The organism is Frigoribacterium sp. 2355, assembly GCF_054060695.1.
In genome coordinates this window covers 264,424-287,011 of sequence record NZ_JBSSDL010000003.1, presented here as the reverse complement: position 1 = coordinate 287,011, position 22,588 = coordinate 264,424, and the positions used below count along the sequence as shown (strand labels likewise).

The following is a 22,588-nucleotide window of genomic DNA, read 5'->3' as shown; positions in this document are numbered from 1 at the left end:
GACGACGGTCGGCAGGTGCGGGTCGGTCCACCCGCGGCCGCGGCTCAGGAGGCGCGGCTCAGCTGGGCGAGACGCGATCCGTCATGCGCCCCTCGGCCAACCAGGCCAGTCGCTGCAGCGCTTCTCTGTTGCGCCAGTGCAGCGGCGGGTCCATCAGGGCCTTCGGCACCAGCCGACCGGGGCCCGCGACGGCGTACTCGGTCATCGTGACGAAGCAGCCGCCCATGCGGTTGCGCACGTCGATCTCGACCCGGGCCTCGCCCATCGGCCAGCCCCTGGCGTGGAACACGGCCCGGACCGGAGGGTCCCACTCGAGGATGGTCGTCACGTCGTCGATGACCAACGGCCAGACCCCGAACGAGTGGTGGACCCTGGCCTCGACGCTCGGCCAGGTCAGTTCGACCTCGCGGATGCGCGCCGACCCGACGACCCAGCTCGTGAAGAGCCACCCGTCGCTCAGCACGTCGAAGACGTCGTGGGGTGAGGCCTCGATGAAGCGGTGCGTGGTGCTCATCCGTCGATCCTGGCACGGTCCCCGCGCGCCGCGCACCCCGTTGACGCGCCCCTGCCGCCGTGGATCAGATCGGGCGTCGGGCGCCTCCCCCGTCGGGAGTCGACGCGATCAGGAGTCGACGCCGAGGTACGGCAGCCGATCGATGCCGAACTCGTGCTTCAGGGCGCTGCGCGCGGCGTAGGCGCCACCCAGCCCGTGCACCGAGGGGCCCGGCGGGGTCGAGGACGAGCACAGGTAGAAGCCCGGCGTCGGCGTGCGCCACGGTTCGGTCGACAGCGTCGGCCGTGCCGCCAGCTGCCAGACGCTCGGGGCCCCGGCGGCGATGTCGCCGCCGATGTAGTTGGGGTCGTGCGCTTCGAGGTCGACCGCCGTCCGGCTGTTCGTGGCCAGGATCGTGTCACGGAACCCCGGCGCGAAGCGCTCGATGCCGGCGATGACGGTCTCGGTCTGGTCGACCGTGGACCCGCGCGGGACGTGCGTGTACGCCCACAGGGCCTTCTGACCGTCGGGGGCGCGCGTGCCGTCGACCACGCCCGCCTGGGCCACCAGGACGTACGGCGTGCGGGCGTGTCGACCCGAGGCGACGTCGTGCTCACCCGAGGCGATCTCGGCCCGCGTCCCCCCGAGGTGCAGCGTGGGGCTGCGCCGGGCCTCGTCGTTCGCCCAGGGCACCGGCCCCGACAGCGCGAAGTCGACCTTGGCCGCCGCGTTCCCGTACCGGAAGCGCCGCAGGGCGCGCTCGTACCGGTCGGGCAGACGACTGCCCGCGATGTCGGCCAGGGCACGGGCGCTCGTGTCGAAGATCGTGGCCTTCGCCCTCGGCAGCTCGTCGATCGACGTGACGTCCACGCCCGTCGTGATGGTGCCTCCGTGGGCCAGGACGTCGTCGGCCATGGCGTCGACGATCGACTGGCTGCCACCGGTCGGCACCGGCCAGCCCCGGGCGTGCGCGTGCACGGCCAGGACGAGCCCGGCGGCCGAGGTCGACAGGCTCGGCATCGGGCGGATCGCGTGGGCCATCACCCCGGCGAGCATGGCGGGGGCCGCGTCACCCGAGAACCCGGCGTTCCACCAGGGGCCGCTCTGTGACAGGGCGGCCAGACCGAAGCGCGCGAGGGTCACCGGGTCGTCCGGCACCCGGACGAGCTCGCGCATCGTGAACTTCGCCATGCGGGGCTCGGTCTCGACCAGACCCCGGAGGAGGCGCGCCCAGGCGGCCCCGTCGGCACCGAGCCCGTCCGCCGTCCGGTCGAGGTCACGGTAGGCGATGCCGGCACGTCCGCCGTCGAGCGGGTGGGCGTACGAGATGTCGGGGACCGTCAGCTCGATCCGGCGGTCGAGTTGGAACCGCTGGAAGAACCCCGAGGCGAGGGCCATGGGGTGCACGGCCGAACAGATGTCGTGGCGGAAGCCCGGCAGGGTCGCCTCCTGGGTGCGCGCTCCCCCACCGATCGTGTCGGCCCGTTCGACGACCTCGACGCGGAGACCGGCCCGAGCGAGCACCACGGCCGCCGCGAGACCGTTGGGCCCCGCACCGACGACGACCGCGTCCACCTCGGGCGCGGCCCTCATGCCCGACGCCCGCGGGTCACCCGACCCACCACGGCGGCGGTGGCGGCCGCGGACGCCCCCACCACGGCCCCCACGGTCAGGGCGCGGTTGCGGGTGTACCAGACCTGCGGACTCGTGGTGCGCGCGCGGTCGCTGAAGATGCCGCGAGCCCCGTGGTCACCGGCCGTGGGCTCGTAGAGGTTGTCGGGCAGCATGGGCTCGCTCTTGTCGGGAGCCTGCTGGCCGGAGTACCCGCTCTTGGCGAGGTAGACGTCGAGGAAGTTCGCGACGAACCGGTTGCCGAGCACCGTCATGACGGTGGGCTCGCCGAGCCAGGTCCGGCGACGCGGCTTGTCGGCGACGTCGGCGATCGCCCGGGCCCCGACCTCGGGTTCGAAGATGGGCGGCACGGGCTGGGGGTGCTCGGGCAGGGTCGAGCGCACCCAGTTGAACTGGATGGTGTTGAGGGCCGGCATGTCGACCGTGCTGATCCGCACCGAGCTCTTGTTGTGGATCAACTCGGTCGTCACCGACTCGGTGAAGCCCTGGACGGCGTGCTTCGCGCCGCAGTACGAGGCCTGGAGCGGGATGCCTCGGTGGGCGAGCGCCGATCCCACCTGGATGACCTGCCCGCGGTCGCGGGGCACCATGCGCGACAGGGCCGCACGAGTGCCGTTGACGAAGCCGAAGTAGTTGACGGCCGTGGCCCGCTCGAAGTCGTCGGGGTCCGTCTCGAGGAACTCGCCGAACACACCGACCATCGCGTCGTTGACCCAGAGGTCGATCGGCCCGAGCTCGGCCTCGACGCGATCGGCGGCCGACTCGACCTGGGCGCGATCGGCCACGTCGGTCGAGATGCCCAGCGCACGGCGACCGGCGGCCTCGACGTCGCGGACGGCCCCGTCGAGGCCGTCCTGTCCCCGAGCGAGGATCGCGACGTCCCATCCGCGCGCGGCGAGCTCTCGGACGGTGGCCCGGCCGAGTCCCGCGGACCCTCCGGTGACGACGGCGGTTCTCGTGCTGGTCATGGTGCTCCCTCGGGCCTCTCGGCGGATCGTGGACGGACCCCCGACGCTAGTCCGCGACCGGAGGTCCGTCCCGGGGGTGATGCCCAGGTGTCAGATGTCGAAGCCTCCGCCGAAGTCCCCTCCGCCGAAGTCGCCTCCCCCGAAGTCCCCGAAGCCCCCGCCGGAGTCGCCGGCCCCGTCGGCACCGAAGTCGCCGCCGCCGTCGCTCGCCGTTTCGGTGCCGGCGTCGGCACCGCCGTCCGCGCCGCCCTCGCCCTCGGAGCCCTGGTCGCCGCCGGCGTCGTCACCCGCGCCTCCGTCCGCCGTCGCCCCGGCGTCGGGCAGGAACGCGCTCATCAGGGTCGACCCGATGACGTAACCGGCCACCGTGCCCAGGATCGACCCGCCGATGATCGAGCCCATGCCAGGACCCTGACGGAGGGGCTGGCCGTTCGGCCCGACCTGCTGCCGTCCGTCCGGGCCGCCGCCGAGGGTGCGCTCGAGGGTCCCGGGTCGTCGCAGCTCGGACCGGGTGGCGGCCTGGGCGAGCGAGCCGGCGTCGTCGCCGCGCGGTGCCTCGCCGGGGCTCGACTCGGCCGTCAGCTGGTCGAAGACGAGACGGCGTTGTTCGGGGCTGAGCTTCGCGAACGCCTCGGCGTGCACCTGCTCGATGGTCTCGGGCGGGGCGGTCTTCAGCAGGTAGCGGTACCGCTCGACGGCGATCTCGTCGTCGCTGCGGGCCGGGCCGGTGCCGGCCGACGAGGCCGGTACCGGCGGCTGCTGGCCGTAGCCCTGCTGGCCGTACCCCTGCTGCCCGTACCCCTGCTGCGGGGCGGCGGGCTGCTCGTAGCTCTGCTGCCCGTACCGGTAGCCCTGCGGAGCGGAGGGCTGCTGCGGCTGGCCCTGCTGCGGCTCGCGGCCGAGGAGGCGGTCGAGGAATCCCATGGTGGTGTCCTGTCGGATCGTGTGCTCGGTGCCGCGCGCGGGGCGCGACGTCGGTCTGCCCACCACGGTACGGATCGTCCCGGCCCGCCGCCTGGACGGCGACGGAACGTCAGCCGCGAACGTCCTGATCGACGGCGTCACGCGACGCGTCGTCGACGCCGGCTCGACGGCGACGCACCGACCGGACGACGAGGAACACCACGACGCCCGCGATGGCGGCGTACACGACGTAGTCCAGGTACTTCGCGTACCGGTCGATGAGCTCGTACTGGGTGCCGAGGGCGGCGCCCAACCCGATCAACAGCCCGTTCCAGAGGCCGCTGCCCACGATCGTGAAGACCGAGAAGACCAGCAGGGGCATGCGCTCGGCACCGGCCGGAAGCGAGATGAGGCTGCGCACGCCCGGGATGAACCGGCCGAAGAACACCGCGGACCGCCCGTGGCGCTCGAACCAGCCGGCCGCCTTCTCGAAGTCGTGGCGGTCGACCAGCGGCAGCTTGGCCAGCCACCGGATGCTGCGGTCGAGACCGAGACCGGCGCCGAGCCCGTAGAGGACCAGGGCGCCCAGGTAGGCGCCGAGGGTGCTCAGCGCGATCAACAGCACGATGTTCATCGACCCGGCGCCGGCCAGGAACCCGGCCAGCGGCAGGATGACCTCGCTGGGGATCGGCGGGAACACGGTCTCGACGAAGGTCAGCAGGGCGACGCCCCACTCGCCGAGGGCGTCGATGACGCGGGCGGCGAACCCGACGAGGCCGTCGAGGTCGGCGACGACGTCCTGGCTCGAGGACGAGGAGGCGCGGAGGACGAGGGCTGTCGAGGTCATGGGTCCCAGGTGGTCGGTCGGGCGCTCGGGGGCGCAACGGATCGGCAGCCCCGAGTATGGCGGGGCAGCCTGCGCGTCCGCCCACAACGCCCGGGTGGGCTGCGCCTGACGGGGAACACCGGATCGCTTGCTACATTGACCTGTGTCGGCTTGGTTTCCGACGCCGGACACATTCACGAAACAGGACCCCAATGGGATCGCTCATCTACGGAACCTCGGGCATCGAGGTCGAGTTCGAGGACCGCGTGCTCGAACACCTCCAGATCGTCATCGCCACCAAGCTGCGTCGCCGCGAGTCGTTCTTCTTCTCGTGGCGCGACACGCAGAAGGTCGGTGACGGTCGCAGCAGCATCTGGCTGGACGCCGGCATCCCGCTCTACTTCAAGTACTCCGGCGGCCGGGTGCCGTCGATCAACCGTGACTGGCTCACCGAGCTGACGGCCTCGTCGAACAGCTCGTCCGGCCTCGTCCTCACCGACGAGCCCAGTCTCGACAACAGCGCCAAACGACGCGGCTGACCCGCGCCTCCCCCCTTTCGAGGCGTTGACCCGGTTCGGGTCCGTTCCGTACCGTGGGCCCGACGGCGACGGAGGGGGCGGTCATGCAGGGTGCCAGGCGCGCGAGCGCGGGCCGTCTGGCGATCGCCACGATGATGACGGTCGCCCTGGTCGCGACCCTCGTGACGGCCCAGGCCCCCGTCGCGGCGCGGGCCTCGGACGCCGTCCTCTCGCAGGGACGCAGTGCGGGGGCCTCGTCGGTCGCTTCGCGGTCCACCCCGGCAGCGGCCGCGGTGGACGGCGACGGGCGGACGGGCTGGAGGAGCGCGCGGGCGGGCTCGCAGTGGTTGCAGGTCAGCATCGGGCCGCAGGTCGACGTGTCGCAGGTCTCGCTGCAGTGGGGTGATGCCCCGGCGACGGCCTACGAGGTCCAGATCTCGTCGAACGGCAAGATCTGGCGCACGCTGGCGTCGACGACCCGGGGTGACGGCGGCACGGACACGTACGACGTGGCGGGGACGGGGAGGCACGTCCGGGTGCTCGCGACGGTCTCGGCCACGGGCACGGGGTACTCGCTGTCCGAGCTGACGGTGCGTGGGTCCCGGACCGGGTCGTCGTCCGCCACATCGGGCGTCCGGCTCGCCGGTGGTGCCGGCTCGTGGCACCTCGAGGTCGACGGGCGGCCCTTCATGGTCGAGGGGGTCACCTACGGCGCCCCGGTCGCCGAGGCGGCCACCCACTTCCCCGACATCGCCTCGATGGGCGCCAACACGGTCCGCACCTGGGGCACCGACACGGGCTCGGGGCGCCTCTTCGACGCCGCGTCGGCGACCGGTCTCCACGTCGTAGCCGGCCTGTGGCTCGACCACGGCGTCGACTACGTCGGCGACACCGCCTACAAGACGGCCACCCTGGCGAGCATCCGCTCGACCGTGGCCGCCTACCGGGATCGGCCGAGCCTCCTGGCCTGGGACGTGGGCAACGAGGTGATGCTGGGGCAGGACGAGAGCCAACGGGTCGCCTACGCCCGGTTCGTCGACGAGGTCGCCCGGACGATCCACTCGATCGACCCGGGCCACCCCGTCACCTCGACCGACGCCTGGATCGGCGCCCTCTCGTACTACGAGGAGCACGCTCCGTCGCTGGACTTCTACTCGGTCAACTCGTACGGCGGTGTCGGGTACCTCGAGGACGGGTGGATCTCCGGCGGGTACACCAAGCCCTACCTGGTGGCCGAGACCGGTCCGGCCGGCTCGTGGGAGGTCCCCGACGACGCGAACGGCATCCCGCTCGAACCCGGCGACGAGGCCAAGGCCCGGGCCTACACCGCCGCGTGGCAGGCCGTCCTGTCCCATCCCGGCGTCGCCCTCGGGGCCACCGTGTTCAACTACGGCCTCGAGAACGACGAGCCCGGCGTCTGGTTGAACCTCCGGACCGACGGCCTCCGTCGGCTGTCGTACTTCGCGGTGCAACGCGCCTACGGCGGGGAGGCGCCCACCAACACGTCGCCCGTCGTGCGCTCCGTGACGCTGTCCCCGGCGTCGGGAGTGCGCCCGGGCACACCGGTCACGCTGACGACCTCGGTGACCGACCCCGACGGCGACCCCGTGACCTACCGGGTCTACGCCACGAGCCGGTACGTCGACGGGGACGAGTCCCTCCGGCCGATGCCGGCGACCACCACGGGGCCGGGGACCATGACGGTGCAGGCCCCGTCCCGCCCCGGGGTGTGGAAGATCTACGTCTACGCGCTCGACGGCCGGGGCAACGTGGGCATCGAGGCGCGCTCGGTCCGCGTCGTCTGACGTCCCCGCGTCGTCCGACGTCCCCGCGCCGTCTGACGTGCCCGCGTCGTCGAACGTCGCCGCGTCGTCTGACGTCTCCGCGTCAGCGGCGGACGAGGGCGGCGACCGCTCGCCACCCCACGACGAACACGCCGAGCACGACGACCGTCACGACGACGAAGCTGACCTGCACACCCTGACCGCTCACCACACGGAGCAGCACGCCGATCACGGCGGTGGAGACCCAGACCACCGCGCCCGAGCGAACGGCCGACAGCGACCAGCGGACGCCGGTCACGCTCGCCCAGCCGACGACCGAGCCGACCACGAACGGCCACAGCGTACCGAGCAGGCCGGGCAGGTCGAGGCCTTCGGCGTGGCTGCGACGGCCGATGACGACGAAGGCCAGGACCGCGACGAGGTCGACGACGATCGGCCACCAGGCCGGGCCGACCTCCCGCCGCCGGGTCGTCGGGGACGAGGTCGGGCTGGGGAGGGTCATCTCGGTGTCCTCTCGTGACGTCGGCACGCGCCGCGGACCGGGTCGCTCGGGTTCAGCGCGACCGCGGCTGCTCGAGTGCGCGCGACAACTCTGCCAGCAGTTCGTCGACCTGGGGGGCCACGAGGCGGTCGAGGGCCTCGGCGATGCGCGGACGGTGCTGCACCAGGGCCAGGCACAAGCTCGTGCCGACGGACTCGGCGTGGTCGCCCGCCAGGGTGATCTCGTGTCGCAGTGCGGCCTTGGCCTCGTCCGAGTACTCGGGCTGGGGCTCGGGCTCGGGTCGCGGGGCCGGACCCGGTCGGTGTTCCGATCCTGCGGCCGGACGAGGCTCGTCGAGCAGGGGCGCGTCGGTCGGCGTCGCCGAGTCGGGCGGCAGCAGCCAGCCGTCGAGGTCGTCGGGGTCGAACGACGCGGCAGCGACGTCGGGCTCGGTCGTGGAGGTGGCTCCGGTGGACCCGCCCACGACGGTCGGGTCGGGCGGGACGATGCCGGCGTCGGCCGGCATCCCCGCGAGCCCGGCGAGCGTGAAGAGGAACGGCTGGCCCGGTTCGGGTTCGGGGTCGAGATCGAGACCCTGGAACTCGGGGTCGAGACCCTGCTCGGGTCGGTAGCCCCGCGCCTCCTGGGCCTCGGCGAGTCGCAGCTCGCGCGTGACGAGCGGCAGGTTGCGGGCCGTGTACTCGTCGACGTCGTCGTCGACGATCTGCCGCATCCGGTTCAACAGCGCGTGCTGCACGGCGTGCGGCACGTCGTGGTCGAATCCGGCGGCGGTGGCGACGGGCGAGCCGAGGCACACCCGACACGGTCGCGTGCGACCGCGGGCGGTGCCGATGTGCCACCGGGGCAGCCAGCGCAGCCAGGCGTCGACGGCAGAGCTCACGCGTCCCTCGATCTGCTCGGCCATGCCTCGAATCTAGGGCGAAAAGCGGCCGGGACGCCGACACGCCCGGGCGATTCCCGGGGATCGAGGTGTCCGAGCAGCCCGCGGAGCGGACGGCGGTGCACGACTCGGACCGCGTCACCCGCGTCGACGCCGGGACTCAGCCCGACGTGACGAAGTCGATGAGTTCCTCGACCCGGCCGAGCACCGACGGCTCGAGGTCGGCATAGCTCCGCACGCGCGACAGGATGTGCTGCCAGGCCCGCGCGATGTCCGCCTGGTCCTCGTGCGGCCAGCCCATGGCCTCGCACACGCCGTGCTTCCACTCGACGGATCGGGGCACGACCGGCCAGGCCTCGACACCGAGCCGCCCGGGCTTGACGGCCTGCCAGACGTCGACGAACGGGTGCCCGACCACCAACACGTGGCGGCCGAGCGGACTGCGGGCGATGCCCTCGGCGACACGGCTCTCTTTCGAACCCGGCACCAGGTGGTCGACGAGCACGCCGACGCGTCGCTCGGGCCCCGGCCGGAAGTCGCGGAGCACGTCGGCCAGGTGGTCGACGCCCTCGAGGTACTCGACGACGACGCCCTCGACCCGCAGGTCGGAGCCCCAGACCTTCTCGACCAGCTCGGCGTCGTGCCGCCCCTCGACGAAGATGCGGCTCTGACGGGCGACCCGGGCCTTGGCCCCCTCGACGGCGAACGAGCCGGACGCCGTGCGCGCGCGCCCCTGGGGTGCCGCCCGCGGCACCCGCAGCGCGACGGGGGCGCCGTCGATCGAGAACGAGCCCGACATCGGGAAGGCCCGCACCCGGCCCTTCCAGTCCTCGAGCTCGACGGTGCCGGCCTCGACGCGGACGATCGCGCCCGTGAAGCCCGACCGGACCTCTTCCACCACGAGGTCGCGGACCGCGTCGGTCGGCGTCGGCGCCGGCTTCGTCGAGCGCTTCCAGTCGCCGGCGAGCACGTCGGCACCGTACCGGTCGTCATCCACGGGGGCCTCCGGAGCGTGGTCGGGGTTGGTAGGGGCGGGGTGGGCCCTTTCGCGGGCCGTCGGCGGGTGCGGTCTCGGGACGCCCGGACGTGCGGCCCGGCCGGGGGGACGGAGCAGGAGGCGCGGTGCCGCTCCGTGGCGTCGCCTCCGTCGGACGCGCGCTCACCTTCGGCGGACGCGCCGCCGACGCGTCGGGCTTCGGGAGCGCGACGCGGGTGGAGGACGGTGACGACGCGACCCGCGCCTCGCGGTCGGATGCGGCCGTGCGGACCGCGACGCCCGCCGGGGTCGGCGTGAAGCCGGCCGTGAACACCCAGATCAGACCACCCAGGACGAAGAGCACGAACGCGGCCGACACGGCCGCGGGCAGCCACCAGGCCGCGAGGGGCCCGCCCTGCGAGACGAGGGCCAGGACGAACAGCGCCGCGACGAACCACAGGGAGGCGCTGGTCGCCACCGCGAGGTAGCGCTGGTACCGGCGCCTCATCTCGGCCCGGTTGGCCGGGTTCTTCCAGAAGGCGGCGTGCGGGACGAGCACGTGGCGGGCGGGCGTGACCGCGAGGAACAGAGCCGACACCGACCAGGTCACGACGATGCCGACCACGAGCACGGCGCCCAGGAGGACGAGGTCGTCGCGGCTCGCCGCGAACGCCGACCCACCCGTCTCGCTGAGGTGGACCATCACGACCCGGCCGGGCAGGACGCGCGAGGCCACCGCGAGCGTCACGAGCACGCCGACGAGGGCGACCGCCACGGGCACGGCGGGGCGCAGACGCGCGACGAGGTTCATCGTGCGCCGCTCCCTGCCGCGGCCGTGGTCACGTCGATCAGGCCTGCGCCCGCTCGAGCACCAACTCGCGGACGCGCGCGGCGTCCGCCTGCCCCTTCATGGCCTTCATGACGGCGCCGATGACGGCACCGGCGGCCTGGACCTTGCCGTCGCGGATCTTCGCCAGCACGTCGGGCTGACCGGCCAGGGCCTCGTCGATGGCGGCGATGAGCGCGCCGTCGTCCGAGACGACCTTCAGCCCGCGGGCCTCGACGACCTCGGACGGGCTGCCCTCGCCGGCGACGACGCCCTCGAGCACCTGACGGGCCAGTCGGTCGGTCAGCTCGCCGCTCTCGACGAGCGCGATGAGTTCGCTGACGTGCAGGGGCGACACGAGGCTCGAGGCCTCGACGCCCTGCGCGTTGGCGAGGCGGGCGATCTCGCCCGTCCACCACTTGCGTGCGGCCTGGGGTGAGGCACCCGCGGCGACGGTCTCGACGAGCTCGGTGAGCAGGCCGGAGTTCACGACGTCCTGGAACTCGAGGTCGGCGAACCCCCACTCGGACTTGAGCCGGCGACGCTGGGCGACCGGCGCCTCGGGAAGGGCCAGACGCAGTTCTTCGACGAGCTCGCGAGGAGGGACGACGGGCAGCAGGTCGGGCTCGGGGAAGTACCGGTAGTCGTCGGCGTCGCTCTTGGGGCGGCCCGCCGAGGTGCGACCGGTGTCCTCGTGCCAGTGGCGCGTCTCTTGCGTGATGGTGCCGCCCGCGGCGAGGATCGCGGCCTGACGCTGGATCTCGTAGCGGACCGCGCGCTCGACCGAACGGAACGAGTTGACGTTCTTGGTCTCGGTGCGGGTGCCGAGCTTCTCCTGCCCGTGCGGACGCAGGGAGACGTTGGCGTCGCAGCGCAGGTTGCCGCGCTCCATGCGGGCCTCGCTGACGCCGAGGGCCCGCACGATGTCACGGATGGTCGACACGTAGGCCGCGCCCAGCTCGGGACCCTTGGCGCCCGCGCCGATGATCGGCTTGGTGACGATCTCGACGAGCGGGATGCCGGCGCGGTTGTAGTCGACGAGGGAGTACTCGGCGCCCTGGATGCGACCGGTCGACCCGCCGACGTGCGTCAGCTTGCCGGCGTCCTCTTCCATGTGGGCGCGCTCGATCGGGATCGCGAAGACGGTCCCGTCCGGCAGCTCGACCTCGACCTCGCCCTCGAACGCGATGGGTTCGTCGAACTGGCTGACCTGGTAGTTCTTGGGGTTGTCGGGGTAGAAGTAGTTCTTGCGGGCGAAGCGCGAGCTCTCGGCGATCGAGCAGCCCAGGGCCAAGCCGAGGCTGATCGAGTAGCGCACGGCCTGCTCGTTGACCACCGGCAGCGACCCGGGCAGACCCAGGTCGACCGGGGTGACGTTGGTGTTGGGCTCGCCACCGAAGAAGTTCGGGGCGTCCGAGAACATCTTGGTCTTGGTCGCGAGCTCGACGTGGACCTCGAAGCCGAGGACGACCTCGAACTGCTCGAGGGCCTTCTCGTAGTCCATCAGGTCTGCCTTGGCCATCAGATGACTCCCTCGGTGGCGGCGGTCTGCTCGGTCGCGCTCAGGTCGGGCGCGCGCGAGATGAGCGTGTGGCCCCAGCCCTGCTCGAGCAGCTGCTCGAGGGCGGCACCGTAGGTGTAGAGGCGGGCGTCGCCGCGCGCGGGGGCCATGAACTGCAACCCCGTCGGCAGCCCGTCCTCGGCGGCCAGGCCCATCGGCACCGTGATGCCGGGGATGCCGGCCAGGTTGGCCGGGATCGTCGTGATGTCGTTGAGGTACATGGCCAGCGGATCGTCGATCTTCTCGCCGAGCCGGAACGCCGTGGTGGGCGCGGACGGCGAGACGAGGACGTCGACCTGGTCGAACGCCGCCGCGAAGTCGCGCTGCACGAGGGTGCGCACCTTCTGCGCGCTGCCGTAGTAGGCGTCGTAGTAGCCCGCGCTCAGCGCGTAGGTGCCGAGGATGATGCGGCGCTTGACCTCGGGGCCGAAGCCGGCCTCGCGGGTGGCGGCCATGACGTCCTCGACGGTGCCGCCTCCCTCGGGGACGACCCGCAGGCCGAAGCGCACCGAGTCGAACTTGGCGAGGTTGCTCGACGCCTCGGCCGGCAGGATCAGGTAGTAGGCGCTGATCGCGTGCTCGAAGCTGGGGGCCGAGATCTCGACGATCTCGGCACCGGCCGCGCTCATGAGGTCGAGGGCCTCGGCGAAGCGGGCCTTGACGCCGGCCTGGAAGCCCTCGCCGTTCAGCTCGCGGACGACTCCGATGCGGACGCCCTGCAGGGCCCCGCCGGCGAGACCGGTGCGGGCCGCCTCGGTGAACGAGGGCCAGGCGTCGCGCAGCGAGGTGGAGTCGCGGGGGTCGTGCCCGGTGATGACGTCGTGCAGCATGGCGCTGTCGAGCACCGTGCGACTGACCGGACCGACCTGGTCGAGCGAGCTGGCCAGGGCGATCGCGCCGTAGCGGCTGACCGACCCGTAGGTCGGCTTGACCCCGACGGTGCCGGTGACGGCACCGGGCTGGCGGATGGACCCGCCGGTGTCGCTGCCCAGGGCGAGGGGCGCCTCGAAGGCGGCGACGGCGGCCGCGGATCCGCCACCCGAGCCACCGGGGATGCGGTCGAGCGACCAGGGGTTGTGCGTGGGTCCGTAGGCCGAGAACTCGGTCGACGAGCCCATCGCGAACTCGTCCATGTTGGTCTTGCCGAGGGGGACGAGGTCGGCCGCGCGCAGCTTGGCGACGACGGTGGCGTCGTACGGCGGCACCCAACCCTCGAGGATCTTGCTGCCGGAGGTCGACGGCATGTCGATCGTGCAGAGGACGTCCTTGATGGCGATCGGGACGCCGGCGAGCGGGCCGAGGGCCTCGCCCGCGGCGCGGCGGCGGTCGACGTCGGCCGCCGTGTCGAGTGCGGCCGTGCTGACGTGCAGGAAGGCGCGGACGTCCCCGTCGACCGCCTCGATGCGGTCGAGGTGGGCGCGCGTGACGTCGACCGACGACACGTCGCCGGCGGCGAGGCGGGTCGACAGCTCGGCGGCGGACAGGTGGACGAGTGAGGTGGTGTCGGTCATGGCTACTGCTCTTCTCCCAGGATCGCGCTCACCCGGAAGCGCGAGCCGTCGTGGTCGGGGGCGCCGGACAGGGCCTGCTCGGCCGTGAGCGTCTCGCCCACGACGTCGGGCCGGAACACGTTCTCGAGCGGGATCGGGTGGCTGGTCGCCGGGACGTCGTCGGTCGCGACCTCTCGGACCTTGGCGACGCTGTCGACGATGTGGCCGAGTTCGGCGGTCATCGTGTCGATCTCGGCCTCGGTGAGGGCGATGCGGGCGAGACCGGCGAGGTGCTGCACCTGCTCGCGCGTGATTTCGGACATGCTTCTCTCTCACGTGGTCGTGCGGGGGTACCGCGGCGGCGGTACCGCACGATTCTACGGGGCGGCACCGACGCGCGGGGTCGTGGTGGGTCGCGGCGTCGGACCCTCAGTCGCGGAAGTAGACGTCCTGCGGCCGCACGAGCGTGAGGGCGGGCGCCTCCGGACCGCCCTCGCCCGGTTGGCCGGTGCGACCGTCGACGAGTGCGCCGTGCCCAAGCCCGATGAGGGCCAGACTGCGCATCGATTCGGTGCCGGCCCGGAAGTAGTCGTTGTGGCCGAGGGCGGAGGCCAGGGCGTGTCCCGTCACCGCGTCGGCTCCACCGCTCAGGTGCAGCACGACGGCGCCGAAGGCGCCCGTCGCCGGGTCGGCCCCGAAGAAGCCGCTCCCGGCCACGGGATCGAAGCTGCCGGCGGCGGCGTACACGTCGTGACCGCGGACCGCGAGCTCCCCGGCGTCGGAGACGACGCTGCCGGGAGATCCGAGCAGCACCAGCGAGTCGACCGACACGCGTCCGGACGACAGGGCGATCGTCGCCGTCGTCGAGCCGTACGAGTGCGCCATGACCGACACCCGCGGCTCGTCGTCCGCCCGGGCCGCGTCGAGCCCGTCGAGCGCGTCCACGAGGTGGGAGGCACCCTGCCGAGCGAGGCCGAGGTCGTAGAAGTTGGTCAGGTCGGGCGTCTGGTAGCCCATCCAGGCCACGACGGCGACGGTCGGCACGGGGCCGGGGCCGCCGCGGCCCAGCAACGTCGCCCACGTGGCCTGCTCGTCGTGGAGGGCGCCGGCGGTGTTGGTCCAGTCCACGAGCTGGTCCGACACCGTGAACAGCATGCCGGGGACGAGCACGCTGACGTCGTCGGCGGTGTCGAGGTCGCCGACGGTGACGGCCGCGCGTCCGGGCAGGACCGTGTCGAGCGCCACGAGGTGTCGGTCGGCCGCTCCGGCGAAGGGGACGTCGTTCGTCGCTCCGTCGAGCGTCGCCCGCACCTGCTGGAGCATGGCCAGGCGACGGGCGTCACCCCGCTCCTCGTCGTCCGAACCGATCCGCTGCGAGACGGCGCCCGTCGCGTACCGCAGGAGCTGCCGGTTGGCGGTGTCGCGCACCGAGTACGGGACGCCCTCGAGGTTGCCGACGACGCCCGGCACGCTGCGCGCGAGGATCGCCTGCCGACCGTCGCCCAGCCCGGACCACCAGGCGGCCGTGACCTCGGGTGCGACCTGCTCACCGAGCGCCGCCGTCAGCGCCGTCGCGTCGTCACCGTCGGCGTCGAGGGTGTCGGCGAAGCGCTCGACCCCGGCCGAGGAGGCGCGGGCCAGCTGGTCGAGGCAGGCCTCGGCCGAGACGGCGGTCGCCTCGACCCCCCGGCAGCCGTCGAGCTCGGGCACGGCACGACCGTCCCGTACCGGTGCGATCCCCGGGACGCTGTCCGGCGACGCCCCGACGAGTGATCCGGTCGCCGGGCGGTCGAGCGTCACGGCGGTCGCCGAGGACACGCTCGGAGCCTCGGCCACCCCGGCGAGGTGCACCGAGGCAGAGAGCATTGCTGCAGCGAGGAACAGCACGTCGGGTCTTCCCCCTAGTCACGTGCCTGTACCCCGGCTCCCTACTGCTGGAGAACGACACGTCCTCACATCCTAGGAAACGAAAGTGCCCCTGACCAGGGAAATCATGATTCCGGCGTCTCCTCGTCCCCCACCTGGGGGACAACGAGAGCTGCCGGGCCCTCCTTAAGGAGGACAGCGAATTGCTCCGCGTCGATGATCCGTACCCCGAGTTGCTCGGCCTTCGTCAACTTCGATCCGGCGCCGGGTCCGGCCGCGACGAAGTCCGTCTTCTTGCTGACGCTGCTCGCCGCCTTGCCGCCGGCCTCGACGATGGCCTCGAGTGCGCCCTCGCGCGTGAATCCCTCGAGGCTCCCGGTCGCCACGACCGTCACGCCCGAGAGCACGCCACCCGCCGCCTCGGCGGCACCCGGTCCGGGATGACCGGGTGTGGCGAACTGCACTCCCGCCGCCGTCCACCGATCGATGATCTCGACGTGCCAGTCGACGTCGAACCAGGCGAGCAGCGCATCGGCGATGATGCCGCCCACGCCGTCGACGGCCGCGAGCTCGTCCCGCGAGGCGGCTCGGATGGCGTCGAGCGAGCCGAAGTGGTTGGCCAGCGCCCGGGCCGCGACCGGCCCGACGTGTCGGATGCTCAGACCGACCAGGAACCGCCACAGCGGGCTGGTCTTCGCCTTCTCGAGGTTCGCGAGCATCTCGATCGCCGTCTTGGACGGCACCGAGGTCTCGTCACCCGAGAACTCGGTGGCCGAGGGGTCGAAGGCGCCGTCGCGCTTGGCGCGCTTCCGGCGGAACGGGGTGACGAGTTTCGGCTGCCCGTCGGCCTCGAGCTTCTGCATGCCTGTCTCGGTGTCGCGGACGACGACCCGTACGGGGAAGATGTCGGCCATCGTCAGGCTGAAGAGGCCGGCCTCGGTGCGCAGGGGCGGCGTGGCCGGCTCGACGGGCTGAGTCAGCGCGGCCGCCGCGACCTCGCCGAGACCTTCGACGTCGAGCGAGCCGCGGGACGCGATGTGCTCGACGCGTCCGCGGACCTGGGCAGGGCAGCTCTCGGCGTTGGGACAGCGCAGGTCGATGTCGCCCTCTTTGGCGGGCTTGAGCGGGGTGCCACACTCGGGGCAGTCGACGGGCATGACGAACTCGCGTTCGGTGCCGTCGCGCAGCTCGATGACCGGGCCGAGCACCTCGGGGATGACGTCGCCCGCCTTGCGCAGCACGACGGTGTCGCCGATCAGCACGCCCTTCGCCTTGACGACCTGCTGGTTGTGCAGGGTCGCCTGGCGCACCTCGCTGCCGGCGACCTCGACCTTCTCCATGACGGCGAACGGCGTCGCTCGGCCCGTGCGTCCGACGCTGACGACGATGTCGAGCAGCGTCGTGTTGACCTCTTCGGGCGGGTACTTGAACGCCGTCGCCCACCGGGGAGCCCGGCTCGTGGCCCCGAGCTCTTCGTGCAGGGCGAGGTCGTCGACCTTGACCACGATGCCGTCGATCTGGTGCTCGACCGACGAGCGCCGCACCCCGTAGTCGTGGATGAAGGCCTCGACCTCGTCGACGGTGTCGAAGACGCGGTAGTGGGTCGAGATGGGCAGGCCCCACCCACCCAGCAGGTCGTAGACCTCGGATTGCGACCGGACCTCGGTCGCACGCTCGAGTTCGCGGACCGGCCACGCGCCGATGCCGTGCACGAGCATCCGCAGGCGGCGCAGGCGTGCGTGCATCAACTCGCGCTTCTCGGGGCTCTTGCCCTCTTCTTTCTGACGCAGCGAGCCGGCGGCGGCGTTGCGGGGGTTCGCGAAGACGCGTTCTCCCGCCTCGCGCTGCTGGGCGTTCAGTTCGTCGAACTCGCTGACCGGGAAGAAGATCTCGCCTCGCACCTCGACCAGCGGCGGGTGGCCGGTGCCCTCGAGCCGTTCGGGGATCGTGCCCATGGCGAGCACGTTGCCGGTCACGTCCTCGCCGACGACGCCGTCGCCGCGGGTGGCGGCGGTGACGAGCACGCCGTCCTCGTACCGCAGGTTGATCGCCAGGCCGTCGATCTTCAGTTCGGTGAGGAACCGCACGCGTTCGGCCCCGGCGTCGCGCTGGACCTTGCCCGCCCACTCGGCGAGCTCGTCGTCACTGAACACGTTGTCGAGGCTGAGCATGCGCTCGGCGTGCTCGACCGGGGCGAACTGCGTGGTCTCGGCCCGGCCACCGACCGTCTGCGTGGGGCTGTCGGGCTTCTGCAGCTCGGGGTGAGCCCGCTCCAGGGAGTCGAGGCGTCGCACGAGGCCGTCGTAGTCGGCGTCGGAGACGGTCGAGCCGTTGCCCTCGTAGTACTGGTCACGCAGCTCGAGGATGCGGGTCGTCAGACGTTCGGCCTCGTCTCGCGCCTGGGACAGGTCGTCGGGGACGCCGTCGGTCTCGACCGCGGGCCCGGAGGCAGAGGCGTCGTCGCCGGTCTCGCTCATCCTGGTCGCCTCAGACGGTGACGACTGCGGGCACGGGCACGGCGCTGACCGTGCGGTCGATCGTGCACTGACCGAGGACGCGGGTGCCGACGTAGACGACGGCGGTCTGCCCGGGGGCGACGCCGTTGAGGGGTTCGCGAGGTGTGATCACGAGTTCTTTCTTACCCTCGACCTCCGACACCCGCGCGACCGCGGGTACGGGGTCGGCGTGGGCACGGATCTGCACGTCGCAGTCGAACGCGACCGTCGGGTCGACCGGGGCGAGCCCGGCCCAGGTGTACGAGCCGCCGGCGATCTCGGCGATGTCGAGGGCCTCCTTCGGTCCGACGACGACCGTGTTGTCGACCGGTCGCACCTCGAGCACGAAGCGCGGCTTCCCGTCGTCGGACGGGAAGCCGATGTTGAGGCCCTTCCGCTGGCCGACCGTGAAGGCGTGCGCCCCCTCGTGCGACCCGACCACGGCACCGCTGCGATCGAGGATCTCACCCGTCTCGGCACCGACCCGCTCGGCGAGCCACCCGCGGGTGTCGCCGTCGGGGATGAAGCAGATGTCGTGGCTGTCGGGCTTGGACGCCACGCTGAAGCCGCGCTCGGCGGCCTCGGCCCGCACCTCGGCCTTGGAGGGCGTCGCCCCTAGCGGGAACATCGAGTGCGCGAGCTGCTCGGCGGTGAGCACGCCCAGCACGTACGACTGGTCCTTCGCCCAGGCGGAGGCGCGGTGCAGCTCTCGGTTGCCCCGGTCGTCGGTGACGATGGTCGCGTAGTGACCCGTGCAGACCGCGTCGAAGCCGAGCGCGAGCGCCTTCTCGAGCAGGGCGGCGAACTTGATGCGCTCGTTGCAGCGCATGCAGGGGTTGGGTGTTCGGCCCGCGGTGTACTCGGCGACGAAGTCGTCGACGACGTCGAGCTTGAAGCGCTCGGAGAAGTCCCACACGTAATACGGGATGCCGATCTTGTTGGCGGCGCGCTGGGCGTCCATCGAGTCCTCGATGGTGCAGCAGCCACGGCTGCCCGTGCGGAGCGTTCCCGGCATCCGGCTGAGCGCCAGGTGCACGCCCACCACGTCGTGGCCCGCCTCGACCGCCCTCGCCGCGGCCACCGCCGAGTCGACTCCACCACTCATCGCTGCCAAGACCTTCATCCGACAAGTGTACGCAGCGGGCCTAGGGTGGCGAGCGACATGTCTTCCTCCTCCCCCGCCTTCAGCATGCGGTCGGTGGCCCTCGCGGCGTTCCTGCCCGCGGCGCTCTTCGCCATCGGCGAGGGGGCCATCATCCCGATCATCCCCGTCGTGGCGAGCGAGCTCGGTGCCTCGCTCCCCTTCGCCGGCTTCGTCGCCGCGCTCATCCTCGTCGGCGAGCTGATCGGCGACATCCCGAGCGGATGGCTCGTCAGCCGCATCGGCGAGCGCACCGCGATGATCGGTGCCTCGCTCGTGAGCATCGGCGGACTCGTCACCTGTCTGCTGGCGCCGAACGAGATCGTCCTCGCCGTCGGCGTGCTGGTGATCGGCCTCGCGACCGCGGTCTTCGCCCTCGCACGGCACGCCTTCATGACCAGCTTCGTGCCCGTCGAGATCCGCGCCAGGGCGCTGTCGAGCCTCGGCGGAGTCTTCCGACTCGGCTACTTCGTCGGCCCGTTCCTCTCGGCCGGGGTCATCGAGCTGACCGGGTCCGTGCAATCGGCGTTCGTCGTCCACATCGTCGGCTGCCTCGGCGCGGCGATCGCGCTGCTCGTCCTGCGCGACCCGTCGGCTGCCTTCGGCGTCCGGCCGGGCAGCGGCACGGAGGACGGCGCCGACCTGGTCGCCCGGGAGGCACACGGCCTCTTCGCGACCCTCTGGCGTCATCGAGGCGTGCTGCTGAAGCTCGGCAGCGGGGCGGCCCTGATCGGCGCCATGCGTTCCGGTCGCCAGGTCATGCTGCCCCTCTGGGCCGTCAGCATCGGCCTCGGGGCGTCCGAGACCGCGATCATCATCGGCATCGCCGGCGCCGTGGACTTCGCGCTCTTCTACACGAGCGGACAGATCATGGACCGCTTCGGACGCCTCTGGAGCGCCGTCCCCTGCATGGTGGGCCTCGGACTCTCGTACCTCGCCTTGTCGGTCACGCACGACCTCGACGCGAGGGTCGGATGGTTCGTCGCCGTCGCGATCCTGATGTCCCTGGCCAACGGCGTCGGCAGCGGCATCCTCATGACGCTCGGTGCCGACCTGGCCGACAAGGACGATCCCGCCCCCTTCCTCGGCGCCTGGCGCTTCACCGGCGACGCGGGCAGCGCTGCGGCGCCCCTGCTCATCTCCGGGGTGACCGCGGTCGTGTCGATCTCGCTCGCCAGCGGGGTGATGGGCGTCCTCGGCCTCGTGGGCGCGGCGATCCTCGTGCGCTACGTGCCCCGCTACTCACCGCACGTGCCCCGCTCTCAGCGCTAGCGCCTCCTCGTCCCCGTTCCCGCCGAGGGTCGCCGTCGGTACACTCGGTGCTGCCGCGGGAGTGGTGGAATTGGCAGACACGCAGGATTTAGGTTCCTGTGCTTTCGAGCGTGAGGGTTCAAGTCCCTTCTCCCGCACACAGAGCGCCGGTCACGTGCCCCCTCCCGCCAGGGTTCACGTCCCTCCACCCGCACGGGTACCCTGAGCGAGACCGGCAGGCCGGCCACCACGACCGGAGAACACCCGATGCTGCCCCTCGTCTCCATCCCCTGGTTGAACCCCGAGTACCTGCTCACGTCCTTCGGACCGTGGGCCGTGCTCGGCGTCTGCCTGCTCGTCTTCGCAGAGACGGGCCTGCTGATCGGCTTCCTGTTCCCGGGTGACACGCTGTTGATCATCACGGGCATCCTCGCCGCGACGAACCCCGGCGCCCTCGGCCTGCCGATCTGGCTGATCGCGATCTTCATCAGCATCGCCGCGTTCGCCGGCGGCGAGCTCGGCTACCTCATCGGCCACAAGGTCGGCCCCCGCATCTTCGAGCGGAAGGAGAGCGGGCTGTTCAGCGTCGCGAACGTCAACCGCACGAACGCCTTCTTCGAGCGGTTCGGCCCGATGGCCGTCATCATCGCCCGGTTCGTCCCGGTGATCCGCACCTTCGCGCCGATCATGGCCGGAGTCGGCCACATGAGATACCGGCGGTACTCGCTGTTCAACGCCGTCGGCGCCGTCGTCTGGGGCATGGGCATCACGTTGGCGGGCTTCGGCATCGGACACATCCCGCCCGTCGCGGACTTCGTCAGCTCGTACATCGACCTCATCCTGCTCGGGGCCGTGCTGGCGACGGTGATCCCCATCGCGATCCACTACTTCCACGGGGTGCACCAGGCCAAGAAGGCCGAGGCCTCGGGCGAGGTCGAGACGCCGCAGGTGTCGTCCGCGCCGCACGACGCCTGACCACCGCGGGCACCAGGCGCCCGTCGGCCGATGGCCGAGGGCCCCGAGGAGGCGCGCGCGGCTCAGTCCGCGAGCGCGGCCACCCGGGGCGCGATCGCCCGGAACGCCCGGGAGCGATGGCTGACGGCGTTCTTCTCGTCCGCGGTGAGCTCGGCCGCGCTGCGGCTCTCGCCCTCGGGGCGGAACACGGGGTCGTAACCGTGCCCGTTCGAGCCGACCCGCGCCTCCAGCACCTCGCCGTGCCATTCGCCGTACTCGACGTGCTCGACCCACGCGCTCGCCTCGGGCGGCCCGTCGGGGCCTTCGGCACCGACGGGCGGCGGCACGACGAGGGCGGCGGCGCACGAGAACCACGCCGAGCGGTCGTCGGCACCGTCGAGCTCGGCCAGCAGCTTGTCGATGTTGTCGTCCGCGTCGCGGGTGCCGGCGTAGCGCGCCGAGTGGATGCCGGGAGCCCCGCCCAGGGCCGCCGCCGAGATCCCGCTGTCGTCGGCGAGGGCGGGCAGCCCGGTGTGACGGGCTGCCGCGCGCGCCTTGATCAAGGCGTTGGCCGCGAACGAGTCACCGTCCTCGACCGGCTCGGGGCCGTCGTAGGCGACCAGCTCGACGCCCGGCGCCGTCTCGGCGAGCAGCAGCCGGAGCTCGGCCACCTTGCCCTGGTTGTGCGTGGCGATGACGACGCGGGTCATCGGCCGAGGGCCTCGCGCTGGAAGCGGCTCAGGTCGACGGCGCCGGCGACGGCGAGGTCGAGCAACGAGTCGAGCTCGCGACGGTTGAACGGCGCGCCCTCGGCCGTGCCCTGCACCTCGACGAACGATCCGCTGCCCGTGACGACGACGTTCATGTCGGTCTCGGCCCGGACGTCCTCGACGTAGGCGAGGTCGAGCATCGGCTCGCCGTCGATGATGCCCACCGAGACGGCGGAGACGCTGTCGGTCAGGGGCGTGGCCTTCTGCCCGACGAACTTCTTCTCGCGCCCCCACTCGATCGCCTGGGCGAGGGCGACGTAGGCACCCGTGATCGCGGCGGTGCGGGTGCCGCCGTCCGCCTGCAGGACGTCGCAGTCGAGGACGATCGTGTTCTCTCCGAGGGCCTTGGTGTCGACCACGGCGCGGAGGCTGCGGCCGATCAGGCGCGAGATCTCGTGCGTGCGACCGCCGATCTTGCCCTTGACGCTCTCGCGGTCGTTGCGCGAGTTGGTGGCCCGGGGCAGCATCGCGTACTCGGCCGTGACCCAGCCCTTGCCCTTGCCGGTCAGCCAGCGGGGCACGCCGTTCGTGAAGGACGCCGTGCAGAGCACCTTCGTGCCGCCGAAGGTGATGAGGGCGCTGCCCTCGGCGTGGGCGCTCCACCCGGTCTCGATCGTGACGGGGCGCAGGTCGGTCGTGCTGCGCCCGTCGGCGCGGACGGTCGTGCTCGTGGTGTCGGTCATGGTGCCTTCTCTCGGCTGGGGATGGACGGTGGCGGGCGGGGTCGTCGACCCCACGGGCGCAGGAGGCGC

21 protein-coding genes and 1 tRNA gene are annotated in these 22,588 nt (G+C 72.2%); 5 read left to right on the top strand and 17 right to left on the bottom strand.

Features of this window, described 5'->3' with window-relative positions:
- Positions 1-58: 58 nt before the first annotated feature.
- The 5 genes from ACVJ1F_RS05860 to ACVJ1F_RS05840 all read right to left on the bottom strand — a co-directional run bounded on the left by ACVJ1F_RS05860 (position 59) and on the right by ACVJ1F_RS05840 (position 4,843).
- A complete protein-coding gene (locus ACVJ1F_RS05860) occupies positions 59-514 on the bottom strand; it encodes an SRPBCC family protein (protein ID WP_056048541.1) in 456 nt (151 codons plus the stop codon).
- Positions 515-622: 108 nt separating this feature from the next.
- Positions 623-2,086 carry a phytoene desaturase family protein gene (locus ACVJ1F_RS05855; protein ID WP_456885191.1) on the bottom strand — a complete coding sequence of 488 codons (1,464 nt, stop codon included), beginning with the start codon at positions 2,084-2,086 and terminating at the stop codon, positions 623-625.
- Positions 2,083-3,093, bottom strand: coding sequence for an SDR family oxidoreductase (locus tag ACVJ1F_RS05850; RefSeq protein WP_043594173.1), 1,011 nt, complete (start codon positions 3,091-3,093; stop codon positions 2,083-2,085). The genes ACVJ1F_RS05855 and ACVJ1F_RS05850 overlap by 4 nt, the downstream gene beginning before the upstream one ends.
- A gap of 90 nt (positions 3,094-3,183) precedes the next feature.
- Complete coding sequence (locus ACVJ1F_RS05845) at positions 3,184-4,017, bottom strand: hypothetical protein (RefSeq protein ID WP_456885189.1); 834 nt, start codon at positions 4,015-4,017, stop codon at positions 3,184-3,186.
- 109 nt (positions 4,018-4,126) lie between these two features.
- Positions 4,127-4,843, bottom strand: a complete 717-nt coding sequence (locus ACVJ1F_RS05840; protein WP_123571520.1) for a DedA family protein — start codon at positions 4,841-4,843, stop codon at positions 4,127-4,129.
- 191 nt (positions 4,844-5,034) lie between these two features.
- Here ACVJ1F_RS05840 and ACVJ1F_RS05835 point away from each other — a divergent pair, with 191 nt between their 5' ends.
- Both ACVJ1F_RS05835 and ACVJ1F_RS05830 read left to right on the top strand, forming a co-directional pair.
- Entirely contained in the window at positions 5,035-5,361 is a 327-nt protein-coding gene (locus ACVJ1F_RS05835) for a DUF7882 family protein (RefSeq protein WP_056048554.1), read from the top strand.
- An 83-nt stretch (positions 5,362-5,444) separates the two neighbouring features.
- Positions 5,445-7,145 (top strand): discoidin domain-containing protein, encoded by a 1,701-nt coding sequence (locus ACVJ1F_RS05830; protein WP_456885187.1) that lies wholly within the window; start codon positions 5,445-5,447, stop codon positions 7,143-7,145.
- A gap of 82 nt (positions 7,146-7,227) precedes the next feature.
- Here the strand turns inward: ACVJ1F_RS05830 and ACVJ1F_RS05825 are convergent, their stop codons facing one another.
- From ACVJ1F_RS05825 to mnmA, 10 genes are all read right to left on the bottom strand, one after another.
- Positions 7,228-7,626: a DUF3054 domain-containing protein gene (locus tag ACVJ1F_RS05825; protein ID WP_456885185.1), complete on the bottom strand. Its 399-nt coding sequence runs from the start codon at positions 7,624-7,626 to the stop codon at positions 7,228-7,230.
- Positions 7,627-7,678: 52 nt separating this feature from the next.
- A complete protein-coding gene (locus ACVJ1F_RS05820) occupies positions 7,679-8,530 on the bottom strand; it encodes a spermidine/putrescine ABC transporter substrate-binding protein (protein WP_456885184.1) in 852 nt (283 codons plus the stop codon).
- Between the two features lie 136 nt (positions 8,531-8,666).
- Entirely contained in the window at positions 8,667-9,503 is an 837-nt protein-coding gene (locus ACVJ1F_RS05815; RefSeq protein ID WP_192122713.1) for a DUF3097 domain-containing protein, read from the bottom strand.
- Positions 9,496-10,293 carry a hypothetical protein gene (locus tag ACVJ1F_RS05810; protein ID WP_192122714.1) on the bottom strand — a complete coding sequence of 266 codons (798 nt, stop codon included), beginning with the start codon at positions 10,291-10,293 and terminating at the stop codon, positions 9,496-9,498. The genes ACVJ1F_RS05815 and ACVJ1F_RS05810 overlap by 8 nt, the downstream gene beginning before the upstream one ends.
- A 37-nt stretch (positions 10,294-10,330) precedes the next feature.
- Positions 10,331-11,830, bottom strand: coding sequence for an Asp-tRNA(Asn)/Glu-tRNA(Gln) amidotransferase subunit GatB (gene gatB, locus ACVJ1F_RS05805; RefSeq protein WP_056048565.1), 1,500 nt, complete (start codon positions 11,828-11,830; stop codon positions 10,331-10,333).
- Positions 11,830-13,380, bottom strand: a complete 1,551-nt coding sequence (gene gatA, locus ACVJ1F_RS05800) for an Asp-tRNA(Asn)/Glu-tRNA(Gln) amidotransferase subunit GatA (protein ID WP_456885181.1) — start codon at positions 13,378-13,380, stop codon at positions 11,830-11,832. Before gatA ends, gatB begins: the two co-directional genes overlap by 1 nt.
- A 2-nt stretch (positions 13,381-13,382) precedes the next feature.
- Positions 13,383-13,682: an Asp-tRNA(Asn)/Glu-tRNA(Gln) amidotransferase subunit GatC gene (gatC, locus tag ACVJ1F_RS05795; protein WP_043594160.1), complete on the bottom strand. Its 300-nt coding sequence runs from the start codon at positions 13,680-13,682 to the stop codon at positions 13,383-13,385.
- 106 nt (positions 13,683-13,788) lie between these two features.
- Positions 13,789-15,177, bottom strand: coding sequence for an alpha/beta hydrolase (locus ACVJ1F_RS05790; protein ID WP_456885178.1), 1,389 nt, complete (start codon positions 15,175-15,177; stop codon positions 13,789-13,791).
- Positions 15,178-15,350: 173 nt separating this feature from the next.
- Entirely contained in the window at positions 15,351-17,702 is a 2,352-nt protein-coding gene (gene ligA, locus ACVJ1F_RS05785) for an NAD-dependent DNA ligase LigA (RefSeq protein WP_456885176.1), read from the bottom strand.
- 10 nt (positions 17,703-17,712) lie between these two features.
- The gene (gene mnmA / locus ACVJ1F_RS05780) at positions 17,713-18,843 is read right to left on the bottom strand and encodes a tRNA 2-thiouridine(34) synthase MnmA (RefSeq protein WP_123571527.1); all 1,131 of its coding nucleotides are present in this window, start codon (positions 18,841-18,843) and stop codon (positions 17,713-17,715) included.
- A gap of 39 nt (positions 18,844-18,882) precedes the next feature.
- Here mnmA and ACVJ1F_RS05775 point away from each other — a divergent pair, with 39 nt between their 5' ends.
- The 3 genes from ACVJ1F_RS05775 to ACVJ1F_RS05765 all read left to right on the top strand — a co-directional run bounded on the left by ACVJ1F_RS05775 (position 18,883) and on the right by ACVJ1F_RS05765 (position 21,087).
- Positions 18,883-20,133, top strand: coding sequence for an MFS transporter (locus ACVJ1F_RS05775; RefSeq protein ID WP_456885174.1), 1,251 nt, complete (start codon positions 18,883-18,885; stop codon positions 20,131-20,133).
- 55 nt (positions 20,134-20,188) lie between these two features.
- A tRNA-Leu gene (locus tag ACVJ1F_RS05770) sits at positions 20,189-20,270 on the top strand.
- Positions 20,271-20,379: 109 nt separating this feature from the next.
- Positions 20,380-21,087: a DedA family protein gene (locus tag ACVJ1F_RS05765; protein ID WP_456885172.1), complete on the top strand. Its 708-nt coding sequence runs from the start codon at positions 20,380-20,382 to the stop codon at positions 21,085-21,087.
- Positions 21,088-21,149: 62 nt separating this feature from the next.
- Here ACVJ1F_RS05765 and ACVJ1F_RS05760 read toward each other — a convergent pair whose 3' ends face one another.
- Together ACVJ1F_RS05760 and rph are read right to left on the bottom strand one after the other, a co-directional pair.
- Positions 21,150-21,776 carry a non-canonical purine NTP pyrophosphatase gene (locus ACVJ1F_RS05760; protein WP_456885170.1) on the bottom strand — a complete coding sequence of 209 codons (627 nt, stop codon included), beginning with the start codon at positions 21,774-21,776 and terminating at the stop codon, positions 21,150-21,152.
- Entirely contained in the window at positions 21,773-22,519 is a 747-nt protein-coding gene (gene rph, locus ACVJ1F_RS05755; RefSeq protein WP_456885168.1) for a ribonuclease PH, read from the bottom strand. Before rph ends, ACVJ1F_RS05760 begins: the two co-directional genes overlap by 4 nt.
- Positions 22,520-22,588: the final 69 nt, after the last annotated feature.